21 protein-coding genes are annotated in these 20,465 nt (G+C 64.6%); 12 read left to right on the top strand and 9 right to left on the bottom strand.

Going from position 1 to position 20,465, the window contains the following annotated elements:
• Nucleotides 1-103: 103 nt before the first annotated feature.
• Nucleotides 104-967: a methyltransferase domain-containing protein gene (locus CH271_RS13145; RefSeq protein WP_094633862.1), complete on the top strand. Its 864-nt coding sequence runs from the start codon at nucleotides 104-106 to the stop codon at nucleotides 965-967.
• Here the strand turns inward: CH271_RS13145 and glgA are convergent.
• On the bottom strand, nucleotides 937-2,100 hold the full coding sequence (gene glgA, locus CH271_RS13140) for a glycogen synthase (RefSeq protein ID WP_037191550.1): 1,164 nt from the start codon (nucleotides 2,098-2,100) through the stop codon (nucleotides 937-939). The genes CH271_RS13145 and glgA overlap by 31 nt on opposite strands.
• Nucleotides 2,101-2,176: 76 nt before the next feature.
• On the opposite strand from glgA, the gene glgC reads away from it, so the two are divergent.
• A complete protein-coding gene (gene glgC, locus CH271_RS13135; protein ID WP_037191552.1) occupies nucleotides 2,177-3,391 on the top strand; it encodes a glucose-1-phosphate adenylyltransferase in 1,215 nt (404 codons plus the stop codon).
• Between the two features lie 101 nt (nucleotides 3,392-3,492).
• On the opposite strand, the gene CH271_RS13130 is transcribed toward glgC, so the two are convergent.
• The gene (locus CH271_RS13130) at nucleotides 3,493-4,104 is read right to left on the bottom strand and encodes an O-methyltransferase (RefSeq protein ID WP_032365496.1); all 612 of its coding nucleotides are present in this window, start codon (nucleotides 4,102-4,104) and stop codon (nucleotides 3,493-3,495) included.
• Nucleotides 4,105-4,343: 239 nt separating this feature from the next.
• Here CH271_RS13130 and sigE point away from each other — a divergent pair, with 239 nt between their 5' ends.
• From sigE to tatB, 4 genes are all read left to right on the top strand, one after another.
• Nucleotides 4,344-4,970, top strand: coding sequence for an RNA polymerase sigma factor SigE (sigE, locus tag CH271_RS13125; RefSeq protein WP_052047749.1), 627 nt, complete (start codon nucleotides 4,344-4,346; stop codon nucleotides 4,968-4,970).
• A 16-nt stretch (nucleotides 4,971-4,986) separates the two neighbouring features.
• Nucleotides 4,987-5,313 carry an anti-sigma factor family protein gene (locus CH271_RS13120; RefSeq protein ID WP_037191683.1) on the top strand — a complete coding sequence of 109 codons (327 nt, stop codon included), beginning with the start codon at nucleotides 4,987-4,989 and terminating at the stop codon, nucleotides 5,311-5,313.
• An 84-nt stretch (nucleotides 5,314-5,397) separates the two neighbouring features.
• On the top strand, nucleotides 5,398-6,930 hold the full coding sequence (locus CH271_RS13115) for a S1C family serine protease (protein ID WP_371828447.1): 1,533 nt from the start codon (nucleotides 5,398-5,400) through the stop codon (nucleotides 6,928-6,930).
• An 18-nt stretch (nucleotides 6,931-6,948) separates the two neighbouring features.
• Nucleotides 6,949-7,413 carry a Sec-independent protein translocase protein TatB gene (gene tatB, locus CH271_RS13110; RefSeq protein WP_037191555.1) on the top strand — a complete coding sequence of 155 codons (465 nt, stop codon included), beginning with the start codon at nucleotides 6,949-6,951 and terminating at the stop codon, nucleotides 7,411-7,413.
• Nucleotides 7,414-7,585: 172 nt separating this feature from the next.
• On the opposite strand, the gene CH271_RS13105 is transcribed toward tatB, so the two are convergent.
• The 6 genes from CH271_RS13105 to CH271_RS13080 form a co-directional block, all read right to left on the bottom strand.
• A complete protein-coding gene (locus CH271_RS13105; RefSeq protein ID WP_094633861.1) occupies nucleotides 7,586-8,359 on the bottom strand; it encodes an amino acid ABC transporter ATP-binding protein in 774 nt (257 codons plus the stop codon).
• On the bottom strand, nucleotides 8,356-9,813 hold the full coding sequence (locus tag CH271_RS13100) for an amino acid ABC transporter substrate-binding protein/permease (protein ID WP_094633860.1): 1,458 nt from the start codon (nucleotides 9,811-9,813) through the stop codon (nucleotides 8,356-8,358). Before CH271_RS13100 ends, CH271_RS13105 begins: the two co-directional genes overlap by 4 nt.
• Before the next feature lie 90 nt (nucleotides 9,814-9,903).
• Nucleotides 9,904-11,040: an Mrp/NBP35 family ATP-binding protein gene (locus tag CH271_RS13095; protein WP_094633859.1), complete on the bottom strand. Its 1,137-nt coding sequence runs from the start codon at nucleotides 11,038-11,040 to the stop codon at nucleotides 9,904-9,906.
• A 51-nt stretch (nucleotides 11,041-11,091) separates the two neighbouring features.
• Nucleotides 11,092-11,964, bottom strand: coding sequence for a lytic transglycosylase domain-containing protein (locus CH271_RS13090; RefSeq protein WP_179274576.1), 873 nt, complete (start codon nucleotides 11,962-11,964; stop codon nucleotides 11,092-11,094).
• Between the two features lie 118 nt (nucleotides 11,965-12,082).
• Nucleotides 12,083-12,631: a DUF1003 domain-containing protein gene (locus CH271_RS13085; protein WP_052047740.1), complete on the bottom strand. Its 549-nt coding sequence runs from the start codon at nucleotides 12,629-12,631 to the stop codon at nucleotides 12,083-12,085.
• Between the two features lie 20 nt (nucleotides 12,632-12,651).
• Nucleotides 12,652-13,926 carry a magnesium transporter MgtE N-terminal domain-containing protein gene (locus CH271_RS13080; protein WP_037191563.1) on the bottom strand — a complete coding sequence of 425 codons (1,275 nt, stop codon included), beginning with the start codon at nucleotides 13,924-13,926 and terminating at the stop codon, nucleotides 12,652-12,654.
• Nucleotides 13,927-13,986: 60 nt separating this feature from the next.
• Here CH271_RS13080 and CH271_RS13075 point away from each other — a divergent pair, with 60 nt between their 5' ends.
• The 6 genes from CH271_RS13075 (at nucleotide 13,987) to CH271_RS13050 (ending at nucleotide 19,975) form a co-directional block, all read left to right on the top strand.
• Nucleotides 13,987-14,943, top strand: a complete 957-nt coding sequence (locus CH271_RS13075; RefSeq protein WP_037191690.1) for an HpcH/HpaI aldolase/citrate lyase family protein — start codon at nucleotides 13,987-13,989, stop codon at nucleotides 14,941-14,943.
• A 70-nt stretch (nucleotides 14,944-15,013) separates the two neighbouring features.
• Entirely contained in the window at nucleotides 15,014-15,502 is a 489-nt protein-coding gene (locus tag CH271_RS13070) for a general stress protein (RefSeq protein ID WP_008714301.1), read from the top strand.
• A 195-nt stretch (nucleotides 15,503-15,697) separates the two neighbouring features.
• On the top strand, nucleotides 15,698-17,020 hold the full coding sequence (locus CH271_RS13065) for an ABC transporter substrate-binding protein (protein WP_094633857.1): 1,323 nt from the start codon (nucleotides 15,698-15,700) through the stop codon (nucleotides 17,018-17,020).
• Nucleotides 17,017-17,967, top strand: a complete 951-nt coding sequence (locus CH271_RS13060; RefSeq protein ID WP_094633856.1) for a carbohydrate ABC transporter permease — start codon at nucleotides 17,017-17,019, stop codon at nucleotides 17,965-17,967. Before CH271_RS13065 ends, CH271_RS13060 begins: the two co-directional genes overlap by 4 nt.
• Entirely contained in the window at nucleotides 17,967-18,800 is an 834-nt protein-coding gene (locus CH271_RS13055; RefSeq protein ID WP_032375916.1) for a carbohydrate ABC transporter permease, read from the top strand. The genes CH271_RS13060 and CH271_RS13055 overlap by 1 nt, the downstream gene beginning before the upstream one ends.
• Nucleotides 18,801-18,805: 5 nt before the next feature.
• Nucleotides 18,806-19,975, top strand: coding sequence for an ABC transporter ATP-binding protein (locus CH271_RS13050; RefSeq protein WP_037191571.1), 1,170 nt, complete (start codon nucleotides 18,806-18,808; stop codon nucleotides 19,973-19,975).
• Nucleotides 19,976-20,038: 63 nt separating this feature from the next.
• Here CH271_RS13050 and CH271_RS13045 read toward each other — a convergent pair whose 3' ends face one another.
• A complete protein-coding gene (locus CH271_RS13045; protein WP_037191572.1) occupies nucleotides 20,039-20,323 on the bottom strand; it encodes a hypothetical protein in 285 nt (94 codons plus the stop codon).
• Nucleotides 20,324-20,465 lie beyond the last annotated feature (142 nt).

The following is a 20,465-nucleotide window of genomic DNA, read 5'->3' as shown; positions in this document are numbered from 1 at the left end:
CGATCGATCATCGCTCAGCCCCGCTCGCCGTACCGGCAAGCGGGGCTTTGTGTTGTGTTCACGACTGTGGCGTCCGGCAGAGTCGGGATGAAGGAGGAGTCGGATGCTGACCGACATCGTGGACGTGCTGCTGTGTCCGCAGTGCCGAGTGCGTGAGGTCGACTCCGGGCTCGGCGCAGGCGACACCGATCGGACGCTGTGGTGCGATCGAGGGCACTCGTTCGACGTCGCTCGGCAGGGCTACGTCAGTCTGCTGACCGGTGACGGCGGCAAGTTCACCGGCGACTCGGCCGAGATGATCGCGGCGCGCGACGTGTTCCTGGGGGAGGGGCACTTCGACCCGATCGCCGCAGCGGTCTCGGCGGGTGTCCCGGCGGACAGTGAGGTGGTGCTCGACGTCGGGGTCGGAACCGGTCACTACCTCGCGGCTGTTCTCGACGCCCATGCCGACGCCAGGGGCATAGGCGTCGACGTGTCGAAGTTCGCGGCCAGGCGCGCCGCGCGGTCCCATCCCAGGCTGGGGTCCGTGGTCGCGGACATCTGGAGCGGACTGCCGGTGCGATCGGGTGCTCTGTCCGCGGTGACGTGCGTGTTCGCTCCGCGCAACGCCGGTGAATTGCATCGGGTTCTCGTCGACGACGGCGTTCTGGTGGTCGTCACGCCGACGTCCCGGCATCAGCGTGAGCTGCGGGGGCCGCTGGGTCTGATCGGCGTCGAGGAGGACAAGACTCGCCGCCTGAGCGAGTCGTTGTCCGGTCTGTTCGAGCCGGTGGACGAATCCCCGCTGGAATACTCGATGATGCTCTCGCACAACGATATCGAGGCCTTGATCGGCATGGGACCGTCGGCGCGACACGGTGACCCCGAGGCGCGATCTGCGGCGCTGACACAGCTACCGGAGACCACCGAGGTCACCGCATCGGTGACGGTATCGACCTATCGCCGCCGCGCCAGAGCGTCGTTGTAGACGGCGAGAGTCTGCTTCGCGATCGACGCCCAGGAGAACTCGGCGACGGCTCGCTCGCGGCCGGCCTTGCCCATCGCTTCCGCGAGTGCGGGGTCGAGGGCTACTTGGTTGACCGTGTCCGCCAGGTTCCGCTCGAAGGCGTCGGGTTCGTAGGAGTTGTAGTGCACCAGGCGTCCGGTGCGGCCGTCGTCGACGACCTCGGGGATGCCTCCGACATCCGATGCCACGACGGCAGTTTCGCAGGCCATCGCCTCGAGGTTGACGATGCCGAGTGGCTCGTACACCGAGGGGCAGACGAACACGGCTGCTGCGGTGAGTATCTCGCGAATCTTGTCGGTGGGCAGCATGTCCTTGACCCAGAACACGCCGCTGCGCTGCTCGGCGAGCAGCGCCACGGCCCGCTCGGTTTCCGCGGCGATCTCCGGAGTGTCGGGGGCGCCTGCACACAGAACGAGCTGGATCGACGGGTCGAAGTGGTGGGCCGCCGCGATCAGGTGTCCGACGCCCTTCTGTCGGGTGATGCGCCCGACGAACGCGACGATCGGCTTGCTTCGATCCACGCCGATCTCGTCCAGGGTCGAGGTGCCGTGGTCGGCGAACCACCGCTGCGTGTCGATTCCGTTGCGCACCACATGAACCCGACTCGGATCGAGTCGCGGATAGGCGTCGAGCACGTCTTTGGCCATGCCCTCGCTGACGGCGATGACGGCGTCGGCGTATTCCACCGCGTTGCGCTCCGACCACGACGAGATGCGGTAGCCGCCGCCGAGTTGCTCGGCCTTCCACGGCCGTCGCGGCTCGAGGGAGTGTGCGGTGAGGATGTGGGGGACGTCGTACAACTCGGCCGCGAGGTGACCGGCGAGGCCGGTGTACCAGGTGTGTGAATGCACCACGTCCGCGTCGGCTGCGGCGTTCGCCATCCGCAGCTCTGCCGACAGCGTCGTCAGCGCAGCGTTCGCTCCGGCGAGCGCCGGATCGGGGTCGTGCACCTGCGCTGTGTCGCGCGGCGCGCCCATACAGTGGATGTCCACGTCGCACAGCGATTTCAGCTGCGCGGTCAACTCCGTGACATGAACTCCTGCGCCACCGTAGATCTCCGGGGGATATTCCTTGGTCATCATTGCTACGCGCACGTGAACGAACCTACATTCCCCAGCAGTTGTGCGTGTACTGCTAGCAAGGTTCTCTCGGTGCGGATAGGTTGAGTGGGTGAGGACACAACCGCACGTACTAGGGATTGTGCTTGCCGGCGGAGAGGGTAAGCGCCTTTACCCGATGACCGCGGACCGAGCCAAGCCAGCCGTTCCCTTCGGGGGCGCCTACCGACTCATCGACTTCGTACTGAGCAATCTCGTCAATGCCGGTTACCTCCGGCTCTGCGTGCTCACCCAGTACAAGTCCCATTCACTGGACCGCCACATCTCGCAGACGTGGCGACTGTCCGGGTTCGCCGGGGAGTACATCACCCCGGTTCCGGCTCAGCAGCGTCTCGGGCCCCGGTGGTACACCGGCAGCGCCGACGCCATCTTCCAGTCACTGAATCTGGTCTACGACGAGGACCCCGAATACATCATGGTGTTCGGTGCCGACCACATATATCGGATGGACCCGGAGCAGATGGTGCAGCAGCACATCGACTCCGGTGCAGGCGTCACCGTTGCCGGTATCCGGGTTCCGCGCAGCGAGGCATTCGCCTTCGGGTGCATCGACTCGGACGAGAACGGCAAGATCACCCAGTTCCTGGAGAAGCCGGCTCAACCGCCCGGCACCCCCGACGACCCCGACGTCACTTACGCCTCGATGGGCAACTACGTCTTCACCACCAAGGTGCTCGTGGACGCCATCAAGGCCGACTCCGAGAACGTCGACTCCGACCACGACATGGGCGGCGACATCATTCCGGCACTCGTCGAAGCGGGCGTCGCCTCGGTGTACGACTTCAACGACAACGTCGTTCCCGGTGCCACCGAACGCGATCGCGGCTACTGGAGAGACGTGGGCACCATCGACGCCTTCTACGACGCCCACATGGACCTCGTGTCGGTGCACCCCATCTTCAACCTCTACAACCGCCGCTGGCCCATCCGCGGATCGGCCGAGAACCTGCCGCCCGCCAAGTTCGTCCAGGGCGGCTTGGCGCAGGAGTCGGTCGTCGGTGCCGGCTGCATCCTGTCCGCCGCCACGGTCCGCAACTCGGTGCTCAGCTCCAACGTCATGATCGACAGTGGCGCGACGGTCGAGGGCAGCGTGTTGATGCCCGGCGTCAAGATCGGTAAGGGTGCCGTGGTGCGGCACGCGATCCTGGACAAGAACGTCGTCGTGGGCGACGGCGAGATCATCGGCGTCGACCACGAACGTGATCGCGAGCGCTTCAACGTCAGCGCCGGGGGAGTGGTCTCGGTCGGCAAGGGCGTCTGGATCTAGAGCCTGCGGCATGTGAGTGGTGGAGCCCTCGGGTCGTTTCGCGGGCTCCACTCCTGCCTCGTAGCAGGCTACGAGTTACCACTCACATGCGGCGCAGCCGCTCACGCTCTCGACGCGCAGATCAGCCCGTCACCCAGAGGCAGCAGCACCGTCGTCAGACGCTCGTCCTCGGCGATGGCCCGGGCAGCGGAGCGGACGGCCACCGCGGTCGCGTCGCGCTGAGTCGGGTCGGCCACGCGCCCACCCAGTAATGCGTTGTGCAGCACCAGAACTCCGCCTGGGCGCAGGAGTCGAACACTCTCGGCGACGAAGTGCGGGTGGTCGGCCGGGCTGGCGTCGATGAACACCAAGTCGTAGGTGTCGTCGGCCAACCTGGGGAGCACGTCGAGCGCCCAGCCGTTGATCAACCGGGTACGCGAGGGCGCAATTCCCCCCGCGCGGAACGCTTCTCGGGCCGCACGCTGGTGCTCCGGTTCGGTGTCGATGGTGGTGAGGACGCCGTCTGCGCGCATCCCGTCGAGCAGCCACAAACCGCTGATCCCTGCGCCGGTTCCGATTTCGACGACCGTCTTCGCGCCGAGCATCTGGGTGAAGATCGACAGAATCGCTCCGACAGACGGCGGTACCGGGGCGGCACCCAGGTCGACGGCTCGCTCTCTGGCTGCGATCAGAACCTCGTCCTCCTGAGCGGAGTCTTCGGCGTAGGCGAGCATCTTCTCGGCGTTGGTCGGCACGTCCCGAGGCTATCGTGCCCAGGGCACATTCTCACGCGCACATTCTCAGGTGCGCCTCAGCTGTTTCATACCGGACCCACACGCGGGTCCGTCAGGCTGTGGAGGAATCGAAGGTCCATCTCGATTGCGAAGTGTGAGCTGGAACATCCGAGGGTAGTCGTCGGTTGAATCAGAAGGACGTACGCAGTCCTGAGCAGGAGGATCCAACTATTTACAAGATCAACGGCGATCGCGACACCGCGCGTCTACCCGAGTCCGTACCCGCGCCCGACGATCTCAGCGGCACCGCAGTGTTCGATGCGACCGGCGAGGACTCCACCATGCCGTCCTGGGACGAACTGGTCCGCGAACACGGCGACCGCGTCTACCGCCTGGCCTACCGCCTGTCCGGCAACGCCCAGGACGCCGAGGATCTGACACAGGACACCTTCATTCGCGTGTTCCGCTCCCTGTCCAACTACCAGCCGGGCACCTTCGAGGGCTGGCTGCACCGCATCACCACCAACCTGTTCCTCGACATGGTTCGTCGGCGCAGCCGCATCCGCATGGAAGCGCTCCCCGAGGACTACGACCGCGTCCCCTCCGACCGGCCCAACCCCGAGCAGATCTACCACGATGCGCGCCTCGACCCCGATCTGCAGTCCGCGCTCGACTCGCTGGCACCGGAGTTCCGCGCCGCAATCGTGCTGTGCGACATCGAAGGACTGTCGTACGAAGAGATCGGTGCGACACTGGGCGTCAAGCTCGGAACGGTTCGCAGTCGCATTCACCGTGGACGCCAGGCGCTACGCGAGTACCTTCGAGTGCACGGGAAGGTCGACTCGGGTCACGCAAGTGTCCACTAGCTACGAGGAGGGTTGGATGACGCAGGCGCGCAAGCCGAGGCGATTCAGCTCCACCGAACATCTGGCCAGTGAGGCCGTCGCGGCGTACGTCGATGGCGAATTGCGAATGCCTGCCTACCTCCGTGCAGCCGACCACCTGTCCGAATGCCCCGAATGTGCTGCCGAGGTCGAGGCCCAGCAGCAGGCACGGAAGGCATTGCGCGGAGCAGGGGAGATGTCGATGCCGCATTCTCTGCTCGGACTGCTCAGTCAGATACCGTCCTGCGCGGGCGAGGATCGGCCGTCCCACACCAAGCGAACCTTCATGTCCGCCGTCGCCGACGTCCGCCGACGCCGACGCTGATCGCACCGAGATCTGCGCGACGACTTCTCACCTGCATCGAGCCGCGCCGACCGCTCGAGTGATACTGAACTCTCACACCGACGTATGCGAGGGGTAACCGGACGCGTGACATCGAATTCGACCAGCACCGAGACCGCAGGCACCGACCCGGCAGATTTCGAGGGCGCAGGGACCGGTCCCGAAGGTCCTCGGTTGCCACCGCGGCCGGTCTATCGGCCGTCCGTCGATCCGGTGTCGGCCTCGGTGTTCGGACGTCCCGACGATGTGGACGGTTCGTTCTCCCCGCGTAGGCCCGGCGAGGAACTTCCCTCGCGCGTATCGGTTCGTCCACCCGATCCCATCCTCGCCGAGGCGTTCGGACGTCCGGACGATGCCCAGGACTCGCTGCAGCGCGACCCGAACGCCGAGGACGACAGCGACACGGCCCCGTCGGCTCCGGCCGATCCGTGGCGCGATCCAACCGCTCGGGTGTCACTCGGCAGCGCGGCGCTCGATTCCCCACCTCCTCCCGTTCTTCCACCGGGCACCAAGCTCGGTGTGCGCGACGTGCTGTTCGGTCGGTCGGTGTCCGTCCGAGCTCTCGTCGTACTCGGCGTTCTCGCCCTCGTCATCGGATTGGTCGGCGGGCTGTTCGGTCGCCTCACCGCCGAGGTCACCGGGGCGTTGACCAGTCAAAAAGTGACCCTGACCCAGTCCAGCGGCGACGACATCCCGCGCGGGCAGATCAGCAAGGTCGCCGACGCCGTCCTGCCGTCCGTCGTCTCGATCCAGGTGACGCTCGGCGAGACCGGCGGCACCGGCTCGGGCGTCGTCATCGACGGTGCCGGCTACATCGTCACGAACAACCACGTGATCTCACTGGCCGCATCCGACCCGGAGAACTCGACCCTGGAAGTGACGTTCTCCGACGGCACCAAGGTGCCGGCCGACATCGTCGGACGCGACACCAAGACCGACCTTGCCGTCCTCAAGACCGATGTCGGCAACCTCACCGTCGCCGAACTCGGTCGTTCCGCCGACGTTCGCGTCGGGCAGGACGTGATCGCCGTCGGCTCACCGCTGGGCTTGAACAAGACCGTCACCTCGGGCATCGTCAGCGCGCTCGATCGGCCCGTCGCCCTGTCGGGTGAGGGCACCGACACCAACGCCGTCATCGATGCCGTGCAGACCGACGCCGCCATCAACCCCGGCAACTCCGGCGGTCCACTCATCGACTTCGAGGGCCGCGTGATCGGCATCAACTCGGCCATCCGCAGCGAGAGCGGCGGATCGGTCGGCCTCGGCTTCGCCATTCCGGTCGACGAGGTCTTCGAGGTGACGCAGTCACTGATCCGGGACGGTGTCATGCGGCACCCCGACATCGGAATCAATGCCCGCTCGGTCATCAACGACACCTCGGCAGGCGCGGAAGTGGCGAACGTCCGCGCCGACGGTCCTGCCCAGCAGGCCGGAATCGTCGAAGGCGATGTCATCACCAAGGTCGGCGACCGAGCCGTGGGCGACGCCGACGAACTGGTCGTCGCCGTGCAGGCCACGACCATCGGGGAGCCCGTTCCGGTGCAACTCGTCCGGTCGGGGCGGCTGGTGGACCTCTCCGTCACGCCGGTTTCGGACTGACGACGTAGGCTGGCAGGCGTGTTCGGCAACATCGGTTGGGGAGAGCTCGTCATTCTCCTCGTAGCAGCTCTCGTCATCCTCGGCCCCGATCGCCTCCCCGGCGCCATCAGCTGGGTGTCCAAGTCGATCCGCCAGGTCAAGGATTATGCCAACGGCGCGAGCCAACAGCTCAAGGACGAACTCGGTACCGACTTCGAGGACCTCCGCAAACCGCTCGCGGATCTCAATCAACTCCGGGGCATGACCCCCCGGGCAGTGATCACCAAGCACCTGCTCGACGGCGACGACTCGGTCTTCAAGAACCCACTCGAGGACACCTTCAAGGGCAAGCCCTTCGACGCCAAGCCGAAGAGTCCGGGCGGCCCGACGCCTCGGAACGGCGTGTCCTCGGGCAATGCGTCCGGCGGCACGGTGTCGATGAGCAAGAACGAGCCGAAACTGTCGGCCGGCGACACCCCGCCGATCGACGCCGACGCCACATAAGCCCGAAACGTTCTTCGTTCGGTCTCACCCGTCCGCGTCAATGGACCCTTGAATACGTCTGAGCGCGGCAATGGTCCATTCACGCCGACCCCGCTGCTGCGTCAATGGACCATTGCATACGTCTGAGCGCTGCAGTGGTCCATTGACGCAAACGGGGGCGGGGGCGGGCGGGCTAGAGCACCTTGTTCAGGAAGTCCTGAGTACGTGGGTTCTGTGGGTTTCCGAACAACTCGTCGGGGGTGCCCTCTTCGACGATGACGCCCTCGGCCATGAAGATCACTCGATCGGCGACCTCGCGTGCGAAGCCCATCTCGTGGGTCACGACGACCATGGTCATGCCGCCCTTGGCGAGGTCGCGCAATACCTGCAGAACTTCGCCCACCATTTCTGGGTCGAGTGCGCTGGTGGCTTCGTCGAACAGCATGATCGACGGGCTCATGGCCAGTGCCCGGGCGATGGCGACGCGCTGCTTCTGCCCGCCGGAGAGGTTGGCCGGCTTGTAGTCCGCACGCTCGGACAAGCCCACTTGTTCGAGCAATTTCACGGCCGAATCCTTGGCCTGCGACTTCGACATCTTCTTGGTCTCGACTGGCGCGAGCATGACGTTCTCGAGGGCGGTCATGTGTGGGAAGAGATTGAAGTGCTGGAACACCATGCCGATGTTCTGGCGCACCTTGTCCAGATCGACGTTCTTGGCCGTGAGGTCGGTGCCGTCGACGACAACCGATCCGGCGGTGATGTCTTCGAGCTTGTTGAGGCAGCGCAGAAACGTGCTCTTGCCCGAGCCCGAGGGGCCGATCACACACACCACTTCACCGTTGGCGATCTCGGCGTCGATGCCCTTGAGAACCGTGTTGTCGCCGAACGCCTTCTGCAGGCCCTTGATCGAGATCTTCGTTCCCGGACCGTTGTCGACCGGCAGGTCCTTGGTCAGTTCGGTGCTCATTTGTTGATCCTCTTCTCGAGCCGGTTCGACAGCTTGGTGAGAGCCATGATGATGATGAAGTACAGGACGCCGACGATGAGCCACATGTTGAACGACTCGAAGTTGCGAGCGATGATCAGACGACCCGTCTGGGTCAGTTCGGCGAGGCCGATGACCGAGAGCAGTGACGTGTCCTTGAGCGTGATGACGAACTGATTGATGTACGACGGGATCATCGTGCGAATTGCCTGTGGCATCACCACTTTTCGCATCGACTTGAGGTAACTGATGCCGAGGCTGCGGGAGGCCTCCATCTGTCCCTTGTCGACGGCGAGGATGCCGCCGCGGACGATCTCGGCCATGTAGGCACCGGCGTTGAGCGAGAGCGTGATGATGCCTGCGGTGAACGCCGACATCTGGAAGTTCAGCGCCGCGGGCACACCGAAGTAGATGAAGAATGCCTGCACCAGAAGCGGTGTGCCACGGAAGATGTCGACGTAGGTGGTGCCGATGCCGCGGAGCACGATGTTGGTGGAGACGCGGAACAGACCGAAGATCCCGCCGAGCACCAACGCGATGGCGATGGAAATGACGGTCAACACGATGGTCAGCCACAGGCCCTTGAGCAGCAACTGCCAGCTGCTGGCGATCAGACCGGGGATGGACGTGTCGGCGGTGGAGGCATCGGCGTTGAGGTAGGTGTCGAGAATCTGGTCGTACTGGCCGTTGGCGCGCAGGTTCTCGAGTCCGGTGTTGAACTGTTCGAGCAACTGGGCGTTGGTGCCCTTGGCGACCGCGAATCCGTAACTGGCACCGGCTTCCTTCTCGGTGACGGTCTTGAATCCGTTGCCCTGGGTGATGCCGTAGGCGAGCACGGGGTAGTCCTCGAAGGCGGCCGCCGAGTTGCCGGTACGCACTTCCTCGAACATCGTGGCGGAGTCGTCGAAGCTGCGAATGGTGAAGCCGTACTGGTCTGCGATCGACGCGGCGAAGGTCGCGCCCTCGGTGCCGTTCTTGACCGCGACGGACTTACCGCGCAGATCCTCGTAGCCCGTGATTTCGTCGTTGGAATCCAGAATCGCCATCTGGACACCGGAATCGAAGTACGGCTCGGAGAAGTCGAAGGTGGCCTTGCGTTCGTCGGTGATCGACATGCCGGCGATCATTCCGTTGAACTGGCCGCTGGTGACGCCCTGGAGTGCGGTATCGAAACCGACCTGCTCGACGGTGTAGTCGAAGCCTTGATCCACCGAGATCGCGGCGAGTAGGTCCATGTCGATTCCGACGAGTTTGCCGCTCTCGTCCTGGAATTCGAAGGGTGCGAACGTGGTGTCGGTCGCGATCGAATAGTTCTGTGCAGGCGGGGCGGGTTGTGCGGATGCCATGGCGGGACCGAGCAGCGATCCCAACAGGGTGATCAGCAGTGCGATCAGAACCGGAACGACGACCGGCCTGACCCGATGCGGCTTCTTCATGAAGGCCACTCTCTATCGACAGTAGGATTGAAGGCAAATCCTAAGGCCCCAACCCTGTTTCCCGCGTCGTTTGTCGGGTATAAGCGCGACTTACAGTTTGCGCGCCGAATCGATGCCGAGTGACATTCCGACCAGCCCACGTTCGCGGACTGCCAACTTCGCAGCTACCGCCTCCAAGGCTTGTGCCGCAGGCGATTCCGGGTTGCTCAGCACGATAGGCGTCCCGGCGTCGCCGCCCTCTCGGACGGCGGTGTCGAGCGGAATCTGGCCGAGAAGGGGAACGCTGGCACCCACTGCCTTGGTGAGTCTGTCCGATACGTCCTGTCCGCCACCGGATCCGAAGATGTCCATGCGGGTGCCGTCGGGCAGTTCGAGCCACGACATGTTCTCCACGACGCCTGCCACGCGCTGCCGAGTCTGTAGTGCGATTGCACCGGCGCGCTCGGCGACCTCGGCCGCGGCCTGCTGCGGGGTGGTGACCACGAGGATTTCCGCGCTCGGGATGAGCTGAGCGACAGAGATCGCCACGTCTCCGGTGCCGGGCGGAAGGTCGAGCAGCAGTACGTCCAGATCGCCCCAGAAGACGTCGGCCAGGAATTGCTGCAGCGCGCGGTGCAGCATCGGTCCACGCCACACGACCGGGGTGTTGCCCTGCGTGAACTGCGCGATCGAGATGAACTTCACGCCGTGTGCCTGCGGCGGCATGATCATCTTCTCGACCTGGGTCGGTCGTGCGTCGTTGCCGAGCATGCGAGGTACTGAGTGACCGTAGATGTCGGCGTCGAGCACGCCGACCGACAAACCGCGAGCGGTCAGCGATGCGGCGAGATTGACCGTCACACTGGACTTGCCGACGCCGCCCTTGCCCGACGCCACCGCGTACACGCGGGTCAGGGATCCGGGTTGCGCGAAGGGAATGATCGGCTCTGCGGAATCGCCGCGCAGTGACTTGCGGAGTTCGGTGCGCTGCTCGTCGTTCATCACGTCGAGTTCGACCGATACGGTGCCGACGCCTGCGACGTCGGCGACGGCGTTCTTGACGCGGTCGCTGATCTCGGTCTTCATCGGACAACCGGAGGTGGTGAGGTAGATGCCGACACCCACTGCGCCGTCGTCGGCGATGTCGATGCTCTTGACCATCCCCAGATCGGTGATGGGTTTGCGGATCTCCGGGTCGATCACCTTCGAGAGCGCGGTCCGAACGTCGGATTCGGTCAGTACAGCCATTGCTTCATGCTAGGCGGTGGGCCGTGTCCCGATGAACAGCGGTGCACCCGATCAGTGAATGCGGGGCAGTTGGTCCGAGGACGGCACGATGCCGGTGGCGTATCCGGCCGACCATGCGAGCACGTTCGCCACGTAGGCCATCGAGTTGTTGTAGCGCAGGATCGCCTTGGTGGTCGATCCGAGGTCGCGCATGTCCGTGCCGTCGTCGCACAGGTACATGCCGGTGGCCAGGGCCGCGTCGTAGAGGTTCTGCGGGTCGGAGACGCCGTCTCCGTTGCCGTCCGCGTGGTAGAGGTTCCACGTCGAGGGCAGGAACTGCATCGGTCCGACTGCGCGGTCGTATTCGGTGTCGCCGTCGAGAGCTCCACCGTCGGTGTCGCGAATCACCTGGTTGCCCGCGAGGGTGCCGTTCAGGCGTGGACCGAGGATGGGCTCGTGCAGCTCGCCCGAGTCGTCGACCTTGCCGTTGTTGGCGTGGGTGGATTCGACGCGGCCGATGCCGGCGATGACGGTCCAGCTGATGCCGCAGCCGGGCTGCTGCTGGGCCAGGATCCGCTCGGCGTTCTTGTAGGCCGAGACGTTGACGACCGGAATCGCGATGGGGCTGACCGCGAGGTTGGTGGGCAGTTCGGGTGTGGGCGGAATCTCGGGGACCGGGGCGGGTGCCGGGACCGCAGCGGGTATCGGAAGCTCGGCCTGGGCCACCGGTTGCGCCTGCTGCTCCTGGGCGATCGGCTGCGGGGTTTCGACCACCGAGTTGGATTCCTGCGCTGCAGGCGAGGTTTTCGCACTGACGAAAGGAATGTATTCCGTGGCTCCGGCGCTGGTGGCGGCGGTGACGAGTCCTGCGGGGACGAGACCTGCCAGAGCAATCACCGAATTCCGTCGGACCTTGGAAGTCGATGCTTTTCTGTGACGACCCACGCGTGCTGTACCTCCTGATTTCCCCGGATGACAACCGGGGCCCGACCTGATGACCGGGGTCGAGGGTACCTGATTCGAGACTGTTCCGTTACCGGGCTGTTATCAGCGGAGGAGGGGTCTAGTGCGCTTCGGGGTCGAATGTCGCCGTATCCGGGCCCGATGCGTCCTCCGGCACCCGGCCGGCTGCCTTCTTGCGTGACTTCTTCGGCGTTGCGACCGGCTGTCCCGTCGCCTGTTCGAGCAGTGCCTTCACCTCGTCCAGTTCGCGGCGCAGATAGTCGCGGGTGGCGACTTCTCCGACGGCGATGCGCAGCGCTGCGAGTTCGCGAGCGAGGAACTCGGTGTCGGCCTTCGTCTGTTGTGCGCGAGAACGGTCCTCTTCGAGCGAGACTCGGTCTCGGTCGTCCTGCCGATTCTGGGCCAGCAGAATCAGCGGAGCCGCGTACGCGGCCTGGGTCGAGAACGCGAGGTTGAGCAGGATGAAGGGATAGGGGTCCCACCGGAGGTTGACGGCCACGACGTTGAGGAAGATCCAGACGATCACGATGCCCGTCTGGATTGCCAGGTAGCGGCCGGTACCGAGGAATCTGGCAGCCTTCTCGCCCGACTTGCCGAGATCGAAGTCGAGATTGACGTTGAACATCCGCGATCCGCGCGGAGTGTCCATTCTCTGGCGTGCTGTTTCTTTCACTGTCCGGCCACTTCCTGATCTCGCCAGTCCTCGGGCAGCAGGTGATCGAGGACGTCGTCCACGGTCACGGCCCCGACCAGGTGGTCCTCGTCGTCGACCACCGGGCCGCAGACGAGGTTGTACGTCGCGAAGTACCGCGTCACGGCGGTGAGGCTGTCCTCGGGGGACAACCGCGGCAGCGCGCTGTCCACCACGCCGCCGACCAGACTCGCCGGCGGTTCTCGAAGCAATTGCTGCAGATGTACGCAGCCGAGATACGGGCCGGTGGGGGTGGCCGTCGGTGGCCGCACCACGAACACGAGCGAGGCCAGCGCGGGCGTCAGGTCGGGGTTGCGCACCCGGGCGAGCGCCTCGGCCACCGTCGTCGATGCGGTGAGTACGACGGGTTCGGGGGTCATCAGACCGCCTGCGGTGTCGGGGGAGTGCTCGAGCAGACGGCGGACCGGTGCCGAGTCCTCCGGATCCATCAGTCGCAGAAGCGATTCCGCTTCGGTCTCGGGCAGCTCGCCGAGGAGGTCGGCGGCATCGTCGGGGTCCATGGCCTCGAGCAGATCGGCACCGCGATCGACGCCGAGGTAGTGCATCATTTCCACCTGGTCGTCGTCGGGCAGTTCCTGGACGACGTCGGCGAGACGTTCGTCGTCCAACGCCCGCGCCACCTCCATACGACGTTTGACGGGGAGCTCACGCATCGCGTTGGCGACGTCGGCCGCGCGTAGATCCTCGAACTGCATGAGAAGCTGTGCGACACCTTGATCGGGCATCGACAATTCGTTCTGAGTGAGCCCCTGCACGTGCTGCCAGTCCACGACGTGGATCGCACCACGGCGCGCGAGCCGTTGCCGTTGCTTGCGTACCGCAACCCGTGCGACCACCCAGTCGCGAGTTCGGGTGAGTTCGATGCCGAGGTCGACGACGATGGAATCGACGTCGTGCAGCTCGTCGAGCTCGGGGTCGTCGACGCGCACCTTGGAGTCGAGAATCTGCGCGAACACGAGAATCTCGTTCGCGCGCTGAGTGAATCGCCGCAGACTGACGTTCCCGGTCGTGAGCTGGACCGAGTTCGGTTCGATGCTGGTGACTCTGAGCATCGGCACGAAAATTCTTCGCCGAGTTGCCAATTCGACCACGAGGCCGAGCACTCTCGGTTGCGCTCTACCGACGCGCATCGAGATCACCACGTCACGGACCCGTCCGATCGATTCGCCGTCGGGGCCCAGGACACCCAGGCCGGCGAGCCTGGCCGCGAATACCTTGCTCAGTGCTGCCATGATGGCAAGGTTAGAGGCTTCGCAATACAGAGGGTGAATCAGACAGGGGTTGTGCTCGTCGTGAATACTTCGGGCCCGCGGCGATCGGTGTTGGCCGTTCCGGGCAGTTCGGACAAGATGATCGCCAAGGCCAAGGGTCTACCGGCGGACGCGATCTTTCTCGATCTCGAAGATGCCGTTGCGCCCATCGCGAAGGTCGAGGCCCGCGCGCGCATCGTCGACGCACTCAATTCCGATGGCTGGGGCGACCAGATCAAGGTCGTTCGCGTCAACGACTGGACGACGCAGTGGACGTACGGCGACGTCATCGACGTCGTGTCGGGTGCCGGCCGCACTCTCGACGCCATCCTGCTGCCGAAGGTGGAGTGCGCCGCGCACGTGCAGGCACTGGATCTGCTGCTCACCCAGGTCGAGAAAGAGCACGGACTCGACGTCGGTGCGATCGGGATCGAACCGCAGATCGAGAGCGCCCGCAGTCTGCGCAACATCGACGAGATCGCGACTGCGAGCCCGCGGGTGCAAACCCTGGTGTTCGGTCCCGCTGATCTGATGGCCAGCGTCAACATGCGCACTCTGGTCGTCGGCGAGCAGCCGGTCGGATACGACACGGGCGACGCCTATCACCACATTCTGATGACCATTCTTCTCGCCGCCAGGACGCACGGTCTGCAGGCGATCGACGGTCCCTATCTGCAGATTCGCGATCTCGACGCTTTCCGCCGGGCGGCCGGCCGCACGGCAGGTCTCGGTTTCGACGGCAAGTGGGTGCTGCATCCGACGCAGATCGAGGCGGCCAACGAAATCTTCGCGCCGCGCCAGGCCGACTACGACAAGGCCGAGATGATCCTCGACGCGTACGAGTTCCACACGTCCGCGGCGGGCGGCGGCCGCGGCGCAGTGATGTTGGGCGACGAGATGATCGACGAGGCGAGCCGCAAGATGGCGCTCGTCGTCTCGGCGAAGGGCCGGGCGGCAGGAATGACGCGTACGACCGCCTTCGTGCCGCCCACGTCCTGACCGACCGTCAACCTGCTGTGAACCGCTACAACGGGTGTGCCGGTTGTCCGTTTCGGGGCACAATGGAGTCATGACTAATCCCCTCTCGCAGTCGGGCCGCCCAGGGCAGGGACTGCCGACGCCGCCTTCCGGTTGGCCGATCGGTTCCTACCCCACCTATGCCGAGGCACAGCGCGCCGTCGACTACCTGTCCGACGAGGAGTTCTCGGTACAGGACGTCACGATCGTCGGCGTCGATCTGATGCAGGTCGAGCGCGTCCTCGGCCGCCTCACGTGGCCCAAAGTGATTGGTGGAGGCATCGTTTCGGGTGCATGGCTGGGTGTGTTCCTCGGTCTGGTCCTCGGAATCTTCAGTGAGAACATCTTCGGAGCGCTGCTCATCGGCGTCGGCGGTGGCATCATCTTCGGCCTGATCTCGGCCTCCATTCCGTATGCGGCCACCAAGGGACAGCGCGATTTCGCGTCGAGCATGCAGTTGGTGGCGGGTCGCTACGACGTCCTCTGCGAGCCTCGAACGGCAGAGAAAGCACGCGACCTGCTCGCCAAACTGTCGATCTGATCACACCTGGTGGACGACCAGGCAACCGACAGGTAACGGAATAGCCCCAAATCGCCCTCTATGCCAGTGAGTTCGGTTACGTTTCTTTCGTGCACGGCAGTCCCACACAGTGTGCTGCGCGAGTAATTGAACGTACGGAGGCGGAAAGTGCCGAGACATCGTGGTCGTAGGCGTGGAAGAGCGACGAGAATAGGGGTGTTGGCGGCAGCGGCTCTGGTGACGAGTCCGTTGCTCGCAGCGTGTGGTTCGTCCGACAGTTCGGTTCCGGTTCTGAGTTTCTACACTGCCGCAGACGGCGCAGAGCAGTACGCCGCTGCGGCACAGGTGTGTTCGGACGCCTCGAACGGCCGCTACCGCGTGGAGCAGCGAACTCTGCCCAAGAGCGCGAACGATCAGCGTCTCCAGCTCGCGCGGCGTCTCGCCGGCAACGACAGGACGCTGGATCTGATGACACTCGACGTGGTGTGGACGGCCGAATTCGCCGAGGCCGGATGGGCATTGCCGGTACCCGACGACCTGTCCGCGAAGCTTCGCGACGGCTCCACCCTCGAAGGCCCGCTCGCGACGGCGGAATGGCAGGACCAGCTGTACGCGGTTCCGCTCAACTCCAACACCCAGTTGCTCTGGTACCGACCCGACGAGGTGCCGGACGGAGTACCGCCGCAGACGTGGGATCAGCTGATCGACGTGGCCGAGGCCAATGCGGCCGAGGGTAAGCCGGGCCAGATCGGCGTTCAGGCCAAGCAGTACGAGGGCTTCATGGTGTGGTTCAACTCGCTGCTCGAGAGCGCGGGTGGTTCGGTCGTCGCCGAGGACGGAACGACGGTGACGCTGAACGACACTCCCGAGCATCGCGCGGCCACCGAGAAGGCCCTCGAGATCATCAAGCGAGTGGCCACGGCCGACGGCCGCGATCCGTCGGTCTCGCAGAGCGACGAGGCAACTGCGCGCCTCGGCATGGAATCGGGACGGATGGCCTTCCAGGTCAACTACCCGTTCGTGCTGCCCGGGCTGAAGGAGAACGCCATCGCCGGTGCCGTCTCGTTCCTCGACCTCGCGAACGTGCCAGCCGATCAGCAGGATGCGCGGATCGCCGAGGTCTTCCGCAGTGCTCCGTATCCGGAGGTGAATGCGGGCGAGCCCGCGAAGGTCACCATCGGTGGATTCAACATCGGCGTCGCGAAGACCACTCAGCACGAGGACCTCGCCTGGGAGGCCGTCGAGTGCCTCACCAACGAGGAGAACCAGCGCAACAACGCCATCAACGGTGGCGTGCCGCCGGTGCTGAAGTCGCTGTACTCCGATCCGGAGTTCCAGGCCTCCTACCCCGCATGGGAAGGCGTGCTCGGTTCCATCGAATCGGCGGCTGTGAGGCCCGTTTCGCCTGCCTACCAGAGCATTTCGATTCTGCTGACCGATGCGCTCAACCCGCCGCAGAGCATCGATCCGGTGGCCGACGTGGACAAGCTCGCAGATCTGGTCTCCAAGGCCGTCAATTCCGAAGGGTTGATTCCATGAGCACCACCACCGAGTCACAGCCCGCATCGCAGCCCGTCGACAAGCAAGCGGCGCTGAAGAACGTCTCCGACGGCAAGAAGGCCGAACGTCGACTGGGGCTGATGCTCATCGCACCCGCCGCGCTGCTGATGATCGCGGTCACCGGATATCCGATCATCTACGCGTTCTGGCTCAGCCTGCAGAAGTACAACCTCGCATTCCCCGAGGATCGTGAATTCGTCGGTATCTCCAACTACGTGACCGTGCTGTCCGACGGCTACTGGTGGACGGCGTTCGGCGTCACCGCGGGCATCACGATCATCTCGGTGATCATCGAGTTCATCCTCGGCCTGGCGGTGGCACTGGTGATGCATCGCACCATCTTCGGTCGCGGACTCGTGCGCACCGTGGTGCTGATCCCGTACGGCATCGTGACCGTCGCCGCCGCGTACAGCTGGTACTACGCGTGGACTCCCGGCACGGGCTATCTCGCCAATCTGCTGCCCGACGGTAGTGCTCCGCTCACCGAGCAGTTCCCGTCCCTGGCGATCGTGGTGTTGGCCGAGGTCTGGAAGACGACGCCGTTCATGGCGCTGCTGTTGCTGGCGGGCCTGGCTCTGGTGCCCGACGATCTGCTCAAGGCGGCCGAGGTCGACGGAGCGGGTGCGTGGACCAGGCTGATGCGCATCACGATTCCGTTGATGAAGCCGGCGATTCTCGTCGCGGTGCTCTTCCGCACCCTCGACGCGTTCCGCATCTTCGACAACATCTACGTGCTCACCCGAGGCAGCAACGAAACCGGATCGGTCTCGATTCTCGGTTACAACAACCTGTTCGGTGCGTTCAACCTCGGACTCGGGTCGGCGATCAGCATTCTGATCTTCTTCTGCGTCGCGATCATCGCGTTCGTGTTCATCAAGTTGTTCGGTGCATCGGCACCGGGATCCGACGACGGAGGCCGCAAGTAATGACCACTGTTACGCCTCGCAAGAAGGTCGGTTGGACGGTCGTCAACGTCCTCGTCCTGCTCTACGCACTGGTTCCACTGCTGTGGATCATCAGCCTCTCGTTCAAGTCGACGGCCACCATCGCCGACGGCAACTTCATTCCGCGTTCGATCACCTTCGACAACTACAAGGGCATCTTCTCGACCAATCAGTTCACCTCGGCATTGGTGAACTCGATCGGTATCGGACTGATCACCACCGTGATCGCCGTGGTGATCGGCACGATGGCCGCGTATGCCGTTGCTCGCCTGGACTTTCCGGGAAAGAAGGCACTGGTCGGTGCAGCACTTCTCATCGCGATGTTCCCCCAGATCTCGCTGGTGACACCGCTGTTCGACATCTCCCGCTCGCTGGGACTGTTCGACACCTGGCCGGGACTGATCATTCCGTACATCACCTTCGCGTTGCCGTTGGCGATATACACCCTGTCGGCGTTCTTCCGCGAGATCCCGTGGGAGCTCGAAAAGGCAGCGAAGATGGACGGCGCGACGCCCGCACAGGCGTTCCGCAAGGTCATCGCCCCGCTGGCCGCCCCCGGCATCGTCACCGCCGCCATTCTGGTGTTCATCTTCGCCTGGAACGACCTGCTGCTCGCCATCTCGTTGACGGCAACAGAACGTTCGGTCACCGTCCCGGCGGCCATCTCGCAGTTCACCGGTAGCTCTCAGTTCGAGGAGCCCACGGGGTCGATCGCGGCGGCAGCAGTCGTCATCACGATCCCGATCATCATTTTTGTGCTCTTCTTCCAACGACGTATCGTGGCGGGCTTGACGTCCGGCGCAGTGAAGGGATAACCGTCATGGCCGAAATCGTTCTCGACAAAGTCACCAAGCTCTACCCCGACGGCGCCGCCGCGGTCAGCGACGTCGACATCACCATCGCCGACGGCGAATTCATCATCCTCGTCGGGCCGTCCGGTTGCGGAAAGTCGACCACCCTCAACATGATCGCCGGTCTCGAGGACATCTCGTCCGGCGAGCTGCGCATCGCGGGGGAGCGCGTCAACGAGAAGGCACCGAAGGATCGCGACATCGCGATGGTCTTTCAGTCGTACGCGCTGTACCCGCACATGACGGTGCGGCAGAACATCGCCTTCCCACTGACGCTCGCCAAGCTCTCGAAGTCGGAGATCAACAGCAAGGTCGAGGAGGCAGCCAAGATCCTCGACCTCAGCCAGCATCTCGACCGCAAGCCGGCGAATCTCTCCGGTGGTCAGCGTCAGCGAGTTGCCATGGGCCGCGCCATCGTTCGTACACCCAAGGCGTTCCTGATGGACGAGCCGCTGTCCAACCTCGACGCGAAGCTGCGCGTGCAGACCCGCGCCGAGATCTCGCGCCTGCAGAAGCGGCTCGGCACCACCACCGTGTACGTCACGCACGACCAGACCGAGGCCATGACCCTCGGCGATCGCGTCGTGGTGCTGCGCGGCGGGCTTGTGCAGCAGATCGGTTCTCCGCAAGAGCTCTACGACAAGCCGCGAAACCTGTTCGTGGGCGGCTTCATCGGATCGCCCTCGATGAACTTCGTTCCCGGACAGCTCACCTCGAACGGTGTCTCGACCGCGTTGGGCGATATCGACATCCCGCTCGAGCGGATGGATGCGATCAAGGCCAAGAACCCGGGCCGCGAGGTGGTCGTCGGCATCCGCCCCGAGCACTTCGAGGACGCGGCTCTGATCGACGGTTACCAGAAGATGAGCGGTGCCACCTTCACCGCCACCGTCGACGTACTCGAGTCGATGGGTAGCGACAAGTACGTCTACTTCACGCTCAAGGGCGCGCGGGTCGAATCCAGCGAGCTGCAGGAGCTCGCAGCGGACGCGGGTATCGCCGATCTCGGTGGCGCACAGGTGGTTGCACGTCTGGCCGCCGAATCCAAGGCCGCCGAGGGTGGTCAGGTGGAACTGTGGTTCGACCCGGCGAAGATCTCGGTGTTCGACCAGGCCTCGGGTGCGAACCTGACGCTGTAGTGCCTACGGCAGTGGTGTGGTCGAGTGCCTTGGAGGGCACTCGACCACACCACTGCGCAGCACTCAGAACGCAGAGCCGGTGCTCGGCAGCTGGTAGCCCTGGAAGAAGTCGAACGGCACCACGTTCGGTGCCGGGTTCTGCAGCTGCGGTGCCGGTGCCTGGGGGAACAGCTCGGGGAGCTCGAATTGGTTCGGTTGGTCGTTTCGGTTGTCGTCGTATCGGGTGTGGTTGTCGCCCCGATCGGTCCACAGCGGATCGGCCGACGCGGTGCCCGCCATCGCCACCAGAGGAATGGCCACCAGAGCCCCGGTCACTGCTGCGCGGGTGAGAATCTTTCGGGTGTTCATGTGTTCCCTTTCGTCGGTGTTCGTACTTCTCCGACGTTAGGTCGACACGGTGGGCCCGCGACAGGGAAAACGGCTGACTCCCAGGAGATTACGAGCGTTCTCCCAAGGGCGACGACCGGTGTTTTCGTTGTTCCCGGCCTGG

The organism is Rhodococcus sp. 05-340-2 (genome assembly GCF_002258915.1).
Taxonomy (GTDB): Bacteria; Actinomycetota; Actinomycetes; order Mycobacteriales; family Mycobacteriaceae; genus Rhodococcoides.
The sequence above is the reverse complement of the archived record's forward strand: the minus strand, read 5'-3'. Positions and strand labels throughout refer to the sequence as shown.